The following is a 17,174-nucleotide window of genomic DNA, read 5'->3' as shown; positions in this document are numbered from 1 at the left end:
ATATACCAACGCCCCTTTTCTTTTAATTTTACCAGAAAAGGGGCATGTTCACAATTTATTTACTCATGCGTTTTTCGTGCTTTATAGAGTAAAACAAGAAAAAATGTAACATTTATTACAATGTGACATTGTTTATAGCGAAATAGTAAGAAATTTTGCTATAGTTAAGCCACAAAAGAAAACCTGATCAGGCCCCCGCAAAGTTAAGAAGAAAAGGAGTTGTATGTATGAGTCAGAAGAAAAAATTTCAAATTCCTCACGTGTTTGTTATTCTGGTAATGATTGTCATTTTTGCAACCGCTATGACATATATCATCCCGGCAGGGGAATTCGCCAGAGTGAAGAATGAGGCAACAGGAAAAATGATCGTTGACGCGACCTCTTTCACATGGGTTGAACAATGTCCGGTAAGTTTCCTTAAAATTCCGAACTACATAGTGAACGCATTGGCGGGCTCAAGTCTGATTTGGATGACGATTTTCAGCGCGGCTTCCATCGAAGTAATTCTTGCTACAGGAGCATTTGACGCAGCGATCAATATTATGATCCACAAGTATAAAAGCAGTGAGAAGCTGCTGCTGATCGGAACGATCATTGTATTTGGTATTTACGGTATGCGCCAAAACCCGGTCAGTATGATTGGATTTATTCCGGTACTTGTTCTGTTCTGCCGTATGTGCGGATATGATGCGCTGGTTGCGGTGGCCATTGTTGTTCTTGCGGCAGGCGGCAGCCAGAGTATTGGACCGGTAGCTCCGGCAACAACAGCGATCGCGCAGGGGTTCGCAGATCTTCCGATTTTCTCCGGAATCGGCTATCGTTTAGTGCTCTGCGCAGTGTTCCTTGCGCTGAATGCATACTTTATCGTTACGTATGCGATGAAGGTAAAGAAAGATCCGAAAAGCAGTCTTGTATATGACTTAGAAGAAAATGCAAGAAAACAAGGACTGGATACAAGCGTAGATAAAAAGGCAACGATCACAGTACGCCAGATCCTTGTATTGATTGTATTTTTGGTAAGTGTTCTTGCTCAGGTTTACGGCGGCATCAAACTTGGCTGGGGCAATACGGAGACAGCAGTTGCGTTTGTATGGCTTGCAGTTGCCGGTGGAATTGTCGGCGGTATGATGCCAAGTGAGATTGCAAGACACTTTAGCAAAGGCGCAGCAAAGATGATGACAGCAGCCATCATGATTGGTATTGCGACAGCGATTTCCAAAGTACTTTCTGATGGAAAGATCATCGATACAATTGTACGCGCGATCGCAAATGTTCTGATGGCATGCCCGGCATTTATCCAGGGACCGATGATGTTTATCGCGAACACTCTGATTAACGTATTTATTCCGTCCGGTTCCGGACAGGCTGCTGCCGTTATGCCGCTTATGGTTCCGGTTGCAGACCTGATCGGAATGACAAGACAGACCGTTGTTCTTGCGTTCAACTTTGGTGACGGACTTGGAAACTATATCATTCCAATGTCCTCAGCGTTGATGGCAAACCTTATGGCAGCAGGTGTATCCTATGGTACATGGATGAAATTCATGAAGAAAGTATTTGCAAGCTGGGTCGTTCTTGCATGCATTGCAATGATCGTAGCACAGATGATCCATTATGGACCGTTCTAATAGGCATCGGAGGTTAAGATGAGACAATTAAGGGAAAGTCTTCTTGAAGAATTAAACAGTAAAAATATGCTGGAGACGATTGGAACATTCAATCATCTATTCCGTTACAGCGGAACAGCAGAGGGAGAGGCAGCGGTTTCTTATCTGGAAGAAAAGCTTTCGGAGTATGGAATTCCGTTTGAGCATTGTGAGTATGATGGCTTTTTCAGCCTCCCGGTGCGGGCATTCGCGAAAGTTGACGGAGTGGAATATCCGTTAGTCGGAGATGTTTACAGTGCAGAAGCAGACAGCCTTCAGGGAACGTTGTATTATGACTCTCTCAGCGAGGAAAAAGGACTCACAAAGAATCAGGAAAAAGATCGTTTTGAGTCATTTCGCGACAAAATCGTTCTAACGTGGGAATCCAAGGGCGTTTTTGTGAGAAGGGCAATGGAGGCAGGAGCCAAAGCAGTACTGCATATCTGTGCAACAAAAGGCGACTATATTCATCATAGCAATATTGGGATGATCTGGGGAACACCAGATTTTGATGAGGCTGCGTATATGAAATTCCTTCCGTCAGCGGGAATCAGACGTGCGGACGGAGAAGCTCTGATCGAAAAGATGGCAGCAGGAGAAATGGATGCTGAAGTCACGATTGAAATGGAGACAAAGATCCGTAGAAGTTCCATGGTGGCTGTTGATATCAAGGGAAAGAGTGACAGTTTTGTGCTTGTTTCCGGTCACTACGACTCCTGGTACGAGGGAATTACAGATAACGCGGTCAGCGATGCGATCCTTTTGGAGTATGCGAGAGTGCTTTATGCACATCGGTCGGAATTAAAGCGTGGAGTACGGATCGCATGGTGGTCCGGTCATTCAGATGGAAGATTTTCCGGATCCACATGGTATTGTGACAGCCATTACGCAGATCTCAGAAAGAACTGTGTGGCGCATGTGAATCTGGATCTGACCGGGTGCAAAAACTCAGAGCAGATCGTAGCACGGACAGCAGGTTCTGAGGGCATTTCCTATACAGCAGACCTGATCGAAAAGTACACGGGAAAGAGACCCGATGTGTATATTCCGATGATCCGTGGAGCAGATCAGTCTTTCTGGGGCGCCTATGTGCCGATCACGATCATGTTAAAATATGAACCGCTTCCGGAAAAACGTCTGTCAGACTGCCCAAGCGGCGGACCATGGTGGCATACCCCGAAAGATACGATCGATAAACTCGATGAGAAGATCATGATGCGTGATGCAAAGATCAACATGGAAATGCTGGATGATATTCAGAGCGCAAAGATGATTCCTGTAAATATTCCAGTCTTTTTAGAAGATTTGGATGGCAGATTAAAGAAGACATTGTCCGGATTGGCACCGGAGTTTGACACGACGGAGATCTGCGCTGAATGGAACAGAACGAAAGAGTCGTTGGAAAAGGCGGCCGAGCGCGCGGAAAGTATGGAGGACAGTGATCTTTTCCTGAAAGAGACAGTGGGAAAGCTGCTCCATATCGTTTACTGCAGAAAAGCACCGTATCTGCATGATTATGGTGATGGATTTGGGATCTTTGGAGCGATTGGACGCTGCAAGGGAATCACAAAGGATAATACGCCGTTAGATGTTTATGTAATGGCGGGAAGCGAGTATCTGCGAATGAAGAACCGGCTTTGCATGGGACTTAGGGAGATTCAGGAACAGGCAGAGCGGATCTGACAGCAGGTATGATAAAAAGACACTGAATAACAACGGAAATAGCAGGGAAACCTGCTTTTTCCCGTATAAGGAGACAGAATTAGAGGAAGGAGATTTGACCTATGGGAAAAGTTGTATCAGCAGAGGTGTTTTTGCTGCACAGAAAAACAATCGTATTGGCAACGGCTTATGGACGTCCGGCACAGGTAAGAGGTCACGTGATCGTAAAGCTTACAGACGAGAATGGGCTCTGTGGCTGGGGCGAGGCGACTCCACTCCCGAAATTTACCGGCGAAACGCCGGAATTTGTACAGTATGTACTTGAGAAGGAACTTATATCGGAAATCATAGGAGTAGATGCGGCAGATCTGTGGGAAGCCAGAAATCGATGGAATCATAAGCTCCCGGAGCATGCAGCGGCCAAGATGGCGTTGGAGGCTGCTTTTTATGATCTTGCAGCGAAAGAGCGGAAGCTTCCTCTTTACCAGATGTTCGGTGGAAAGCTGCGGGAGAAGGTTATGATCAATCGTCATCTTGGAATCATGGGAATTGACGAGGCGGTGGAAAAGGCGGTCCAGTATCGGGAACAAGGGTATCACAGCATAAAAATGAAGATCGGTACGGATGTTGAAGAAGATATCCGCCGGGTCTGCGCAGTCAGGGATGCTGTTGGATATGAAATGAAACTTCGCGTGGATGCCAATGCGGGATACAGCTATTCGGATGCATATAAGTTTATTCGAAAGACCAGTGATCTGGATTTGGAAATGTATGAACAGTTGCTTGATAAACATGATTTTAATGGGACAAAGCAGCTGAAACGGGATACCGGTGTTGTGATCGGAGTCGACGAAGCGATCAATACGGTCCAGGAGGCAGTCCGGTATGCATATGAGCGGGCGGCTGATGTGTTTGTTCTGAAGCTTGTCAAAACCGGCGGGATCCAGAATGCTGTTACGATTTCAGAAATTGCGGCATCCGCAGGAATCCGCTGTGTAGTGACCAGTACATACGATACACAGATCAATGGAGCTGTCTGCCTTCATCTTGCATCGTCCCTTCCGGCATCTACGATGTCCAATGATATCACCTGCTATGCGACCCAGCCGGATATGGCAGATACATGTCATGTGTTGAAGGATGGCTATTTGACGGTTGGAGATGAAGCCGGAATCGGGGTGCGAAGCCTGAAAGAGATGAAGATCGTCTGAGGTTGATTTTTTGACAAATCCCCCAAGTTGTCAATTGAGTGCCAGAAAGACAGTCCTGTCCGGTCGTCGCAGATATTTTCGGATGCCTGCATTCTGGTAGAAGGCGGAATTGAGGGAGCCTTGAAAAAATTAAAAAAATGATCCTGAAACAAAACAGGATCGGATGCGAAGAGCGTGTGAAGAATGAAGTTTCATTTTTCATACGCCCTTTTTGTGTAACAGGAAGTTTTGAGGAGTTCCCTGCTACACAAAAGGTATTAACGTGCCGATGGTGCGCATTTGCGGGCAGACGGATGCAAATTACAGATTTTTTCTGAAAAATTCTTCTGCGTTCCGGAACATGATGCCCTCCGCCAGCTCCTTTGACATTCCCTTTTCCAGGAAATATTCGTAGAGTGCTGCGGATTTTGCCGGGCTATTCAGATATGTAGGAAGGTGTGCGCCGTCAAAGTCAGAGCCGAGAGCAAGATTTTCGTATGCGCCGAGCTCAAAAAAGTGTTCGATATGACGGTAAAAGTTTTCCGGGTCGTCGTAATTCTCGTCATTGGTGATAAAGCCTGTATAATAGTTCAGACCAATGAAGCAGTTCCGGCGGACCATCTCGCGGATCATATCATCCGTCAGGTTCCGCTTGTGGGAACAGATGGCGCGCGCGTTGGAGTGGGTCGCAACGAACGGGCGGCGGGCGGTCTCAAAGAGGTCGGCGTAGCCGGTGTCGTTTAAATGGGAGACATCAACGAGGATCCCGCGGTCTTCCATTTCACGGACTGCCTGCCGTCCGAAATCTGTCATTCCGTGAGTGGTGGTGTGTCCGGAACCGAGCTCGTTTTCGCCGTTCCAGGTGAGCGTCATGCAGCGGACTCCGTCATCTGCCAGTTTTTTTACGCGGGTGATATCACCGGCGAGAGCTGCTCCGCCCTCGATGGTCAGAAAAGCGGCCGTCTTTCCTGCCTCCCATGCAGCATGCATATCGGAAACGGAACGGCAGGGGGAGATGCGGTCATGAAATTTTTCCATCTGGCGGTTAAAATTGTCACGGTTTGTTTCGTAGTAATCGATGGCGGCCTGTCCGCGGTGCTGATCCGGGATGAAGATGGCATAAAACTGAGCCCAGTGAACGTCAGACGGGATCGCGGTCAGGGAGAGCACACGGTTCGGATCATCAAGCGTGTCCGGGGTCAGCCCCTTATGGATACAGTCTGTGAGTGTGTCGCAGTGCAGATCGATCAGAGCATAGGGATTCATGGGAAATTCCTCCTGAAAATATATTTTGAATTTATTGTAACGGAACCGTTCAGACGTTTCCGTCAATTCTGCCTTCGGATCTCGCCTTTTAAGATCATCGGGTAGCGGATCAGGGCATCGGAATCAAGCGCTTCTTTTTTCATATCCACCGCGGTGACCTGGTGGTTTTCGTAGGTCGTATAGTAGTAGGTTCCGGTCTCGGCACTGCAGCAGGAGGTGTAGATCGTGATCTCATATTTTCCTTCTGCAACCTCACAGCAGCCGCGCTGCTGGTCCACAGAGCCTAAGATATGGAAGAACTGGTTGACGCTTTCTTCTTCGCTGTCACCGGAGATCGAGTTTGCGCGGGTGAATGCCACGCGGGCAAAGCGGGACTGGGAAGAGAGATCCCCCGGAAGACCGAGAGCACCCATGCCGCGGCTGTAGGTGGCAAGCGGAAGCTCCGGAGAAAAATGATTTTCCGGCTGGCGCGGGGAAAGCCCGAGATAGTTATTTAAATGGAACATCTGCAGATCGAAGGGCGGATTGTTTGTGAGAACACCGGCAGGATCATCATGGACATGGAGTCCATCGGTCATGGATTCCACGACGATCGCCTCGTTTTTATCCGCAATGATCCAGTGGAGGCTTGCGGCAGGCATCTGCGGACTAAAAGGTGTTCCGACAAGATTCATGCGGGCAAGCGCTTCGCGGACCTCCGGAATAGTTGCGCACCGGCTTAAGATCCAGGGGATAAATTCAAACTGGGCAACATTCTGCGTTCCGTCCACCGGCTCTGCATAGGCGGCGTTTCCGACAAAGTTAAGTCCTGCCATGCCGAGTCCCTTTTCGTTCATGGCATCATAATACAGAGGATAATTGTCTGCAACGTGCGCCATGCCGATGATGGCATAGTGGGATGCAAGCGTACCCATATGGCGGAACGGTATCGGGTAATTGCGGGGAGTGATCGTGATCTCCTCTCCGTAGGAAAATTCGTAGTCTAAGGTCCTTCCAAAATAAAAGCCTTTTGTCTTGTAAGTTGCTGCTGTACACATAAGACAGAAACCTCCTTAAAAATAGTAAATTCGCAGCGCGTTTATCTCATCCGGAGACCTGACTCCCACTGAGACAAATTTGCTGTTACTCACCACCTGAAAGAGGCGGGAATCTTCTCGACTGAGATAAATACGGATATAGTTTCTTCTGCATAAAAAAGATTATACCGCATTTTTTTGAAAAATTCATTAAAAAGCGCTTTACAAAAACACTTTAGTATGGTAACATGATAGCACGATGAAAACAGAGAGGTGAAACCGGACAGAAAAATGCGGCCGGTTTTCGGATATGACAAAAAGCTGGTCCGGGCAGCCGGATCACGGACAGATAAGAGGAGGAAATAATGATGAAAAAGAGATTATTAAGCGCAGTTATGGCACCCGCAATGGTACTTTCTCTCGCAGCATGCGGCGGAGCAAAGACAGAGACGACAGCAGCAGAGACAACTGCCGAGAAAAAAGAGGAGACAACAACAGCAGGTACGACAGCTGCGGAGACGGCAGAAGCAGCAGGAGGCACACTGATCGTCGGCTTCGATCAGGATTTCCCGCCAATGGGATTTGTTGGCGACAACGGCGAATACACAGGCTTTGACCTTGATCTCGCGAAAGAAGTCGCAAGCCGTCTCGGTCTCGAATACAAGGCACAGCCGGTCGCTTGGGACTCCAAGGATATGGAGCTTGAATCCGGCAACATCGACTGTATCTGGAACGGATTTACGATCACAGGCCGCGAGGATGATTATACCTGGACTACACCGTATATGGCAAACAAGCAGGTATTCGTTGTAGCAAATGATTCCGATATCAAGAGTCAGGCTGACCTTGCGGGAAAAGTCGTAGAAGTACAAGCCGATTCCTCCGCGGAGGCTGCGTTAAAGGAGAATCAGGATCTCGCAAATACATTCGGCCAGCTTTTAACGACACCGGATTATAATACCGCATTTATGGATCTCGAACAGGGCGCGGTTGATGCAGTCGCAATGGACGTGATCGTTGCAGGCTACCAGATCAAGCAGAGAAACGCGGACTTTAAGATCCTTGACGATTCCCTCTCCGAGGAAGAATATGGCGTTGGCTTTAAGAAGGGTAACACAGAGTTAAGAGATAAAGTACAGGGAGCGTTAGAGGAGATGGCTGCCGACGGCACATTAGCAAAGATCTCTGATGAATGGTTCGGCGAGGACGTTACGACGATCGGAAAGTAAGCGCGTGTCGGAGTTGTAGAAATCTTGCGGGATACGGAAATGCTGTTTGACAGACATTCCCATATCGGCTAAAATAGTAAAAGAATTTTGATTACGGGAACCGGAAAACAGTTCCCGTAATTTGTGTTATTTATCTCAGTCGAGAAGACTCCCACCTCTTTAGATGGTGAATAATAGCAAATTTGTCTCAGTGGGAGTCAGGTCTCTGACTGAGATAAACGCTCCGCGAGGATGCGCAGTGATTCTGTATGGAATATGTCAGCTTTGCTGACCAGAATCACGCGCCAAGTCTCACGGACGTTCGACTTGAATATGAAGGAAAGCAGGTAAAGATCGTATGGGTAAAATGACAATCGGGCAGATGGTCGCACAGCTCGCCAGTGGTATGCTGATCAGTACGCAGATCTTCGTGATCACGCTGCTGTTTTCTCTTCCACTTGGACTTATTGTGGCGTTCGGACGCTTATCGAAAAATCGCGTGATCAGCATGATCGTAAAATTTTACATCTCTATCATGCGCGGAACTCCGTTAATGCTGCAGCTGATGGTCGTTTATTTCGGACCATACTATCTGTTTCATATTAAAGTCGGCAGCGGTTACCGCCTGACAGCGACCTTTATCGGCTTTGTGATCAACTACGCGGCATATTTTGCAGAAATCTACCGCAGCGGCATTCAGTCGATGCCGATCGGCCAGTATGAGGCGGCACAGATCCTTGGCTACACGAAAGCTCAGACCTTTTTTAAGATCATTCTGCCTCAGGTCATCAAGCGCATTTTGCCGTCGATCACAAACGAGGTGATCACACTTGTAAAGGATACGTCCCTGTCATTCACCCTGAGTGTCGCGGAGATGTTCACGATCGCGAAAGCCCTGGCAGCATCCCAGACAAATATGATCCCGTTTGTCGCAGCCGGAATTTTCTACTATGTGTTCAACCTCATCGTGGCTGTCGTTATGGAGTGGATCGAGAAAAAGCTGGATTATTACCGGTAGGACTGGAGGTCAGTGGATCATGAATCTGTTAGAGTTAAATCATGTAGAAAAATCATTTGAGAACCTGTCTGTGCTGAAGGATATCTCCATCAGCATCGGCGAGGGCGAAATCGTATCCATCATCGGACCGTCCGGATCCGGGAAATCAACGCTGCTCAGGTGCGCGACAATGCTTGAGAAGATGGATGGCGGCGAGATCGTATATCTTGGGAAAAAAGCGGCATGGACGGACAAGGACGGACATGTGGTCTATGCGGATAAGAAGGACATGAAGGAGATCCGGAGCCAGTATGGTCTCGTGTTCCAGAATTTTAATCTTTTCCCGCATTATTCTGTGCTGAAGAATATCGTTGACGCGCCGATCCATGTGCAGAAGCGAGACAAGGAGACGGTATATCAGGAAGCGAGAGAGCTGTTAAAGAAGATGGGACTGGCGGACAAGGAAGACTATTATCCCTGCCAGTTATCCGGAGGACAGTGCCAGCGTGTGGCGATCGCGAGAGCTCTGGCGCTGAACCCGAAGATCCTGTTCTTCGATGAACCCACATCAGCTCTGGACCCAGAGCTGACAGCCGAGGTGTTAAAGGTGATCCGTTCTCTGGCAGATCTGAATATCGCCATGGTGATCGTTACCCATGAGATGGCGTTTGCAAGGGATATTTCCCACCGCGTGATCTTCATGGAGGGCGGCGTGATCGTCGAGGAGGGAACGCCGGAGAAGGTGTTTGCATCCGATAATGAGAGAATGAGGAGCTTTCTGGGACGATATGGGGAGATCCTGTAATTATGTTGACCTCTCTTGCGTTAATATTTTTAGTGGGACTTTCCGCCGCAGCAATCTGCGGGAGGCTGTGGCTGCCGCGTATTATTGGTATGCTGTTCACGGGAATTATTCTGGGACCGCATGTTTTAGGTCTTCTGGATGACAAGATCCTGTCGATCTCATCGGAACTCCGGCAGATGGCTCTTATTATTATTTTATTGAAAAAATACCGGATGTGGGCTATAATGAGCGCAAAATATGCGGTATCAGGCAGGCGTTTTCATCAGGGACGTTTTATTTCACTGAGCTGATATTTGAAATACCGCAAAACAGGAGGCAATTATGGATTTCGAAAAATTATGTGCAGAAAGATATTCTCTTAGAAAATATGCAGATCGCCCGGTGGAGGCAGAAAAGCTGGAAAAGGTGCTGGAGGCAGGTCACAATGCACCGACGGCCCACAATCTCCAGCCGCAGCGCATTCTTGTGATGCAGAGCAGAGAGGCATTGGAGAAAGCGGAGGAGTGCACCGCATGCAAGTTCCATGCACCGGTGATCCTTGTTGTCGCGTATGATCCGGCGAAGGCCTGGAACCGCGAAGGAGATATGAAGAACCACGGGGAGATCGATGCGACGATCGCGGCGACACAGATGATGCTTCAGGCGGCAGATCTCGGTCTCGGAACCTGCTATGTCGGCATGTTCAGCCAGGAGAAGCTTCATGAGCTGTTCCCGGAGATGAAGGGACTTGTTGCGACTGCGATGCTTCCGCTCGGATATCCGGCAGAGACGGCGCATCCGTCAAGACTTCACACCGACAGAATGCCGTTAGATGAGATGGTGATCCGTCTGTAAAAGCATATACATAGATTCAGACCTGCTAAAGTGGAAGAAAGCCACGGGCAGGTCTCTTCTTTTTTGAGAGTGTTCGCGACATAAAAACTTTTGTTCGTATAAAAAATACACAAAAAAACTTTTTTGTGGTAAAATATCGGACAGGAGGCAGCCTGAGATGACCGCTTCTGTTACTCAGTATTGAAAAACGGAGGAATGACAGATGGAATATAAGGTTTCCGAGAAGATTCAGAAGAAATTCGACACACTGACAAAGGATGCAAAGGTTCAGAAAGCCCTTCAGTTTATGGAAGATGACCAGAACGAGATCATCGACAGACAGATCGAGCTTACCCTGATCCCGGCACCGACGAACCATGAGCAGAAAAAGGCAGCGAGACTTCTTGAGATGTTTAAGGAGGAAGGTCTTACAGACTGCCATATCGACGAGTACGGCAACTGCGTCGGCATCCGAAAAGGTACCGGTGGCGGAAAGACGGTTCTTGTAGAGGGTCATATGGACACGGTATTCCCACTTGATACAAAGCTTGAGATCGTCCGTGAGGACGGCTTTATCAAATGCCCGGGAATCGTGGATGATACGAGAGGATGTGCGACCGTTCTGTCTACGATCCGCGCTTTAAACGCGGCAGGAATTGAGACAAAGGGCGATATCCAGTTTGTCGGAACGGTTCAGGAGGAAGGAACCGGCGCATTAAAAGGAATGCAGTATTATGTAAACCATCATCCGGAGCTGGATGCCAGCATTTCCGTTGACGGCCCGGGATTTCAGGAGATCACCTATGAGGCGACCGGAATCCAGACATACGAGATCAACTTCCACGGGATCGGCGGACATGCCTGCGGAGCTTTCGCAAAGGTGGCAAACCCGATCCATGCGGCAGGACGTGCGATCGCGAAGATCTCTGAGATCCAGGTTCCGAAGGAGCCGATGACTACATTTGCGGTGACCACCATGCAGGCGGGAAGCTTCGAGGCTGTCCATGCGATCGTTCCGGTGGCACAGATCCGCTTCAACTTCCGTTCGAACTCTCAGGAAGAGCTTGAGAAGCTCCGCAAGAAGATCTTCGATGCCATCGATGAGGCATGCAAGGAGGAGACAGAGCGCTGGGGCATGGATACGATCACATACGATGTAAAACATATCTGTGATGTCAATGCCGGCCATCAGGATGCCCATGCGCCGATCGTAGAGGGCGCCATGGCGGCGGCAGAGTATCTTGGATGCGAGGAGCCGAAGCTTGGAAATGGTGGTTCCACAAACTGCAACCGTGCTCTCGAAGCAGGACTCCCGGCAGTGTGCCTCGGCATGGGCGCGGATTATGATATCCACGCGCATATGCTTTCCGAGCAGTTTAAGGTCGAGGGCGCATATAAGGGCTGCCAGCAGACATTGCTGCTTGCGCTGCTCTGCGCGGGCATGGATGATGTGGAGAGCATTATCGAGAAATAGCAGGACAAAATGAAAGCTTAGCATGAAAACGGCACAGGCCTGTCAGGTAAATGGCGGGCGTGTGTCGTTTTTTGCTTGTCATGTGTCCGAATGCAGCAGCTGGCGACAGGTTCTGCCGTTTTTGATCGACCGATCTGCATGGTGACACTTTTTATGAAAAGCCGCACATTTGCCGCAGAAAATCAAGGAAAAAGCAAGAAATAATCACCTTGACACTATGTAGTGCGTTGGATAAAATAGAGAATGACAGTTGGATTGTGCCGATCTGCAGTCGAAAGCGTGCTGCAAGCTTGCCTGCATAAACGCTTTTGAATGAAAAGCGGTATAAGGGCAACGCCCGGAGCTTCTTGGGCGCCGGAGGCGAACAAGAAGAGAGCAATCCGGTAACTGAAAATAAAAAAGGCAGGATGGAATCATGAAAAAATTAAGAATGCTTCTTCCGACAGGCGCTGTGATCGGCATGCTGGTGGTGGGAACAGCGTTTCCTGCGATGGCAGCGGCAGATAGCGATACGGCAAAATTTGTACGCGGCACTACGATCAATGCGGTGGATGTTTCCAAGCAGACGGCACAGCAGGCGAAAGGCTATCTTGAAGGCTACTTCAACGAACACTACGAGATTAAAATACAGGACGCGGACGGCAACCTGGAGACCTTAAAGGGAACCGATGTGGGCTACCACTTAAATGTTACTGGCAGCGTGGATGATATTTTAAAGGAGCAGAATGAGACGGGAAGAAAGACTGGTCCCGGCTTTGACCAGAGCTACACCGTGACAGTGGAGGCGACTCTCGATGACGGGAAGCTTGCCGCAGCACTGGCAAACCTGCACTGTGTGACGGCGGCAACACCGACTTCCAACGCGTATATCTCTGCTTACGAGGAAGGAAAACCCTTTACGATCGTTCCGGAAGTCCAGGGAAACGAACTGGATATGGACAAGCTGACAGCGGCTGTTAAATCAGCGCTTCTCAGCCAGACAAAACAGATCAGGCTGGTAGACCAGGACTGCTATAAAAAGGTAACCGTGAAATCTGATGACGCGAACCTGGTACAGCTCTGCACAACATTAAACGCATACAAGGACATCCAGATTACATATGTGTTTGGATCCAGCAGAGAGACCCTGGATGGTCTGGAACTGGCAAAATGGGTGACCGGGACGAACGGCACCGAGATCCAGGTAGACCGTGACAAGGCAGTAGCATATGTGAAGTCTTTAGCGGATAAGTATGACACTTACGGAAACCATAAGTATAAGACGACATCCGGCCGGGATGTTGTTGTATACGGAAAATATGGCTGGAAGATCAACCAGACAGCCGAGACAGACGCCCTCGTGGAGGCAGTAAAAGCGTGCCAGACAACGGAGCGCGAGCCGATCTACGAGAGCCGCGGCGCGACCCACGATGGTTATGATTTCGGACAGACTTATATCGAGGTGGATCTTGCCACACAGCATCTCTATTTCTATAAAGATGGAAAAGTGATCATCGACAGCCCGTTCGTATCCGGAAACGTGTCAAAGAACTACACGACACCTCCGGGACTCTTTGAGCTGTATTATAAACAGAAAGACCGTGTATTAAAGGGAGAAGATTATGCGACCCCTGTAAAATACTGGATGCCGTTCAACGGTGGGATCGGACTTCATGACGCGGACTGGAGAAGCAAGTTCGGCGGAACGATCTACCAGACAAACGGTTCCCACGGATGCATCAACCTGCCGCCGAAGGTAGCAGCACAGGTGTATGAGAACGCGTATAAGGGAATTCCGATCATCTGCTGCAATTAAAGCGGGGACGGATCTCAAAAAGGATGAAAAGTAACTGTTCAGTATGGCTGCGCATTTACGAAAAATAATTATGGAAAGAATATTCATCAGAGGGAGATATGCACCGGAAAAGGTGACAAAAGCCGCAGCATGAATACCGAAAGGGAAAGAAAAAATGGATAAACAGCAGGTTTTAAATCAGTTAAGAAACGCAAAGGAGATCTATGTTATCATGTCTCTGTGCACAAAAATGCCGTATGTGGTATGCGACAAAGAGACATTCGATGACGAAGTTATGATCTACTTTAACGAGGAAGATATCAGACGCGAAGGTAAGCGTCTTATCGAGGAGAAGATCCCGGTACAGATCGCGAAAGTGGACGCGAACCAGATGCTTCACTTCTACGGAAATCTCTACACCATGGGTGTAAACTGCCTGATGGTCGACCAGTATATGGAGAGCGAGTGCCGGATCCAGCTTCCGGAGCTTGTAAGCCGTCCGGGCCAGAATAAGCCGGGCGCGCCGGAAGATGAGAAGAAGACATGGATCGAGAACCCGAGTCTTCACCTGACAGCCCTGTACTTCATGCAGGAGCTCCGCAAACAGAAGTATGAGACCATGCCGGATGAGTTAAAGGAGATGCAGGAGGAGATCCTTGCAGACTTTACCCGCGGAACATACATCACCGCATTCCAGGAAGGTGCGGGCGTTCCGTTATTAAAACAGAAAAACGGCGATGCGTACCAGCCGATCTTTACGGACATCATTGAGTTCGGAAAATTTAACTCGAAGAACCAGTTCAAGGCGATCGCGGTAACCGCAGATAAGATCCCGAGCATCCTCGTAAAAGAGGCAAAGGGCGTGGTTGTAAACCCGTTTGGCGTTAATCTCCAGATGCCGATCACAAAGCGTACTGTTCCGAACCCGGAAGCTGCAGCACATGCGGATGCCCAGGCGGCAGTTCAGGCAACTCAGGTCGAGGTCAACGCGACTCATGAGAGAGCAGGCGCTGAGGAAGAGAACGAAACCGAGAATAAGACCGAGAATTAAAAAAAAATCATGAAACTCCGGCGTGTCCGCATCACGGAAAACAGTGAGCAGGATACGGCGGAGTTTGTAATACTTCCCGGTCTCAGGGAGCAGGCCCGCAGAGGTGGGATAAGGAGGTTGACAGCTTTGGAGAGTGACAGAAGGAAGATCGAAGAAACATATTTAAAGGCAGTGGATATCGGATATTCCTACCGCCTCGCAAAGAAGATGGAGGAATTTAAGAGCAATCCGGTCCTTGGCTACCGCACAGCGGGATCGAAGTCGGAATTTGATACCGGGGAATTCCTGAAGGCGGAGATGGAGCGGATCGGGCTCTCTGATATCCATAAAGATGAGCTCTGTCTGGATTCCTGGGAGTTTGAGAAGGCGGTCATGCGGTTTACGGACCGAGACGGAGAAAAACATGAAATCCAGCTCGGCGCTTATCAGACGGAGTTTGTGACGGATGGATGGAAAGAGTATCCACTTGTCTACGCCGGACGCGGAAAGGAAGCGGACTATGACGGAGTGGATGTGACAGGATGCCTTGTGATGGTGGATATCAACCAGCGAGATGAGTGGTGGATCAACTATCCGGTATATCAGGCCCACTTAAAGGGCGCGGCGGCGGTGATCGCAGTTCAGGACAACGGCTATGGAGAGATCAACAGTGAGGCGTTAAATGCCCAGGATATCGCAGGACCGAAGGACGCCCCGGCGTTTTCCATGTCGAGAAAGGATGCGGAGATCCTGAAAGCGGCATTAAAGGAGACACCGCGGATCACGGTACAGTTTGACGCAAAATCCGTAGTAACGGAAAATATGCCGTCCTATAATGTCTGGGGAACCATTCCCGGAAGGTCGGAGGACATGATCCTGCTCAGCGGCCATTATGACTCTTATTTTGATGGATTTCAGGATGATAACTGCGCTATCGCGCTGATGTTTGGGATCGCCAGGACGCTTTTAGAGATTGGATATAAACCTGAGAAGACCATCGTTTTCTGCTGTATGGCGGCGGAGGAATGGGGGATCGAGAACTCCAAGTATGACTGGTCTACCGGTGCATGGCAGCAGGTATTTAAGCTTCGGCCGGAATGGCAGGGAAAGGTCATCGCGGACCTGAATTTCGAGCTCCCGGCCTACGCCCACAATCCCTGGGACGCGATCCGGTCCACCTACGAATATGAAGACTTCCTGACAGAATTTGTGAAAGAGTTTCCTGTGGACGCGAGAAAGGTCTACCCGGAAGGTCTCGGGGTCCAGTGCCCGATCGAGACGTGGTCAGATGATTTCTCCGTTGCGATCTCAGGAATTCCGTCCATGGTGAATGAATTCAGCAGCGCGGAGTTTATGGAGACCCATTATCACTCCCAGTTTGACAACGACGAGTATTACAACGCGGATGTGTTCCGGTTCCACCATGAGCTGTATGGACTTCTTGTCATGGCATTCGACCGGGTGAAAGTTGCGCCGGTGAATGTTGGAAGAACGCTCCAGGCGCTCCAGGAGAGCGTCAGACCGGTTACGGGACGGGAGGACGAGAAGAGTATCCGGGTTCTGCTGGAGCGGACGGCTGAGGCGAAGAAGATCGCGGATGAGGTGTACCGGAAGGTAAAAGAAATTAATGATGTGAAGAATGCCGATGCTGCATGCTGTATACATAAAGGTGGTCAAGAATCTCATATAGAAGAAAAATCCGAGGCCGATGGGGCGGATGCAGCGGAAAGTGCGACTGTTCAACGTGGCGAAAATGCAGCGGATACAGAAGCGAATGATAGAAACACTGCGCTCCAGAAACAGCTTCTTTACTTATTCCGCAAATGCCAGGACTATTTCGTCCGCCTGAACTGGCACGATGAGGTCCTGTTCCCCCACGAGGCCGCCCAGAGCAATCTGCGCCATATCTGCGACGCGGTCCGAAGCCTGGAGAACAGGGATGTGCAGGGGGCCCTGGATGCCCTGTACCTGGTGGACAACAACCAGTACGCGTTCCAGTTCGATGATGAAGTGTACCACTACTTTACGGAATATGTCCTGAACCAGGACTGTGACCGGTTACAGTGGGGTGCCGGACGGATCGTCCACCATGTGGACCTCTCGAAGGAGGTCAAGAGCCTCCAAAAGAAGATCGCGGAAGGCAGACATGACGTGTCGGAGGAACTTGCCGCTCTCAGAAAAATGGAAGAAGAGCAGCTTGTCTGCTTTGACGATGATATACGATATATGACCCAGGCTGTGGATACGTTGACAGCGGGGTTAAAAAAAGCGAAAGAGGTGTTGGATTTTTAGT

The 17,174-nt window shown here is 49.3% G+C and carries 14 protein-coding genes; 12 read left to right on the top strand and 2 right to left on the bottom strand.

Annotation, left to right across the window (positions count from 1 at the left end; genetic code table 11):
* Nucleotides 1-227: 227 nt before the first annotated feature.
* From GPK83_RS04440 to GPK83_RS04430, 3 genes are all read left to right on the top strand, one after another.
* Nucleotides 228-1,628: a Na+/H+ antiporter NhaC family protein gene (locus tag GPK83_RS04440; protein ID WP_215704116.1), complete on the top strand. Its 1,401-nt coding sequence runs from the start codon at nt 228-230 to the stop codon at nt 1,626-1,628.
* 18 nt (nt 1,629-1,646) lie between these two features.
* A complete protein-coding gene (locus tag GPK83_RS04435) occupies nt 1,647-3,329 on the top strand; it encodes a M28 family peptidase (protein WP_215704115.1) in 1,683 nt (560 codons plus the stop codon).
* A gap of 101 nt (nt 3,330-3,430) precedes the next feature.
* On the top strand, nt 3,431-4,519 hold the full coding sequence (locus GPK83_RS04430; RefSeq protein WP_215704114.1) for a mandelate racemase/muconate lactonizing enzyme family protein: 1,089 nt from the start codon (nt 3,431-3,433) through the stop codon (nt 4,517-4,519).
* A gap of 300 nt (nt 4,520-4,819) precedes the next feature.
* On the opposite strand, the gene GPK83_RS04425 is transcribed toward GPK83_RS04430, so the two are convergent.
* Both GPK83_RS04425 and bsh read right to left on the bottom strand, forming a co-directional pair.
* On the bottom strand, nt 4,820-5,764 hold the full coding sequence (locus tag GPK83_RS04425) for a membrane dipeptidase (RefSeq protein ID WP_215704113.1): 945 nt from the start codon (nt 5,762-5,764) through the stop codon (nt 4,820-4,822).
* A gap of 62 nt (nt 5,765-5,826) precedes the next feature.
* Nucleotides 5,827-6,801 carry a choloylglycine hydrolase gene (gene bsh / locus GPK83_RS04420; protein WP_215704112.1) on the bottom strand — a complete coding sequence of 325 codons (975 nt, stop codon included), beginning with the start codon at nt 6,799-6,801 and terminating at the stop codon, nt 5,827-5,829.
* Nucleotides 6,802-7,148: 347 nt separating this feature from the next.
* Between bsh and GPK83_RS04415 the strand changes: the two genes are divergently transcribed.
* The 9 genes from GPK83_RS04415 to GPK83_RS04375 all read left to right on the top strand — a co-directional run bounded on the left by GPK83_RS04415 (nt 7,149) and on the right by GPK83_RS04375 (nt 17,173).
* Nucleotides 7,149-8,009: an amino acid ABC transporter substrate-binding protein gene (locus GPK83_RS04415; RefSeq protein WP_215704111.1), complete on the top strand. Its 861-nt coding sequence runs from the start codon at nt 7,149-7,151 to the stop codon at nt 8,007-8,009.
* 346 nt (nt 8,010-8,355) lie between these two features.
* Complete coding sequence (locus tag GPK83_RS04410; protein WP_345941776.1) at nt 8,356-9,006, top strand: amino acid ABC transporter permease; 651 nt, start codon at nt 8,356-8,358, stop codon at nt 9,004-9,006.
* A 19-nt stretch (nt 9,007-9,025) separates the two neighbouring features.
* Nucleotides 9,026-9,790: an amino acid ABC transporter ATP-binding protein gene (locus GPK83_RS04405; RefSeq protein ID WP_117503548.1), complete on the top strand. Its 765-nt coding sequence runs from the start codon at nt 9,026-9,028 to the stop codon at nt 9,788-9,790.
* Nucleotides 9,791-9,792: 2 nt separating this feature from the next.
* Nucleotides 9,793-10,080 carry a hypothetical protein gene (locus GPK83_RS04400; RefSeq protein ID WP_345941775.1) on the top strand — a complete coding sequence of 96 codons (288 nt, stop codon included), beginning with the start codon at nt 9,793-9,795 and terminating at the stop codon, nt 10,078-10,080.
* 31 nt (nt 10,081-10,111) lie between these two features.
* A complete protein-coding gene (locus GPK83_RS04395) occupies nt 10,112-10,624 on the top strand; it encodes a nitroreductase family protein (RefSeq protein WP_015552955.1) in 513 nt (170 codons plus the stop codon).
* A 202-nt stretch (nt 10,625-10,826) separates the two neighbouring features.
* On the top strand, nt 10,827-12,077 hold the full coding sequence (locus GPK83_RS04390) for a M20/M25/M40 family metallo-hydrolase (RefSeq protein WP_215704110.1): 1,251 nt from the start codon (nt 10,827-10,829) through the stop codon (nt 12,075-12,077).
* Between the two features lie 415 nt (nt 12,078-12,492).
* Nucleotides 12,493-13,872, top strand: a complete 1,380-nt coding sequence (locus GPK83_RS04385) for a L,D-transpeptidase family protein (RefSeq protein WP_215704109.1) — start codon at nt 12,493-12,495, stop codon at nt 13,870-13,872.
* 154 nt (nt 13,873-14,026) lie between these two features.
* Nucleotides 14,027-14,902 (top strand): SseB family protein, encoded by an 876-nt coding sequence (locus tag GPK83_RS04380; protein ID WP_215704108.1) that lies wholly within the window; start codon nt 14,027-14,029, stop codon nt 14,900-14,902.
* A 126-nt stretch (nt 14,903-15,028) separates the two neighbouring features.
* Entirely contained in the window at nt 15,029-17,173 is a 2,145-nt protein-coding gene (locus GPK83_RS04375; protein WP_252196236.1) for a M28 family peptidase, read from the top strand.
* The last annotated feature ends 1 nt before the right edge of the window (nt 17,174 follow it).

The organism is Clostridium sp. MCC328 (genome assembly GCF_018785465.1).
In the GTDB taxonomy this organism is placed as follows: Bacteria; Bacillota; Clostridia; order Lachnospirales; family Lachnospiraceae; genus Pilosibacter; species Pilosibacter fragilis.
This window is presented reverse-complemented; position numbering and strand designations above follow the sequence as displayed.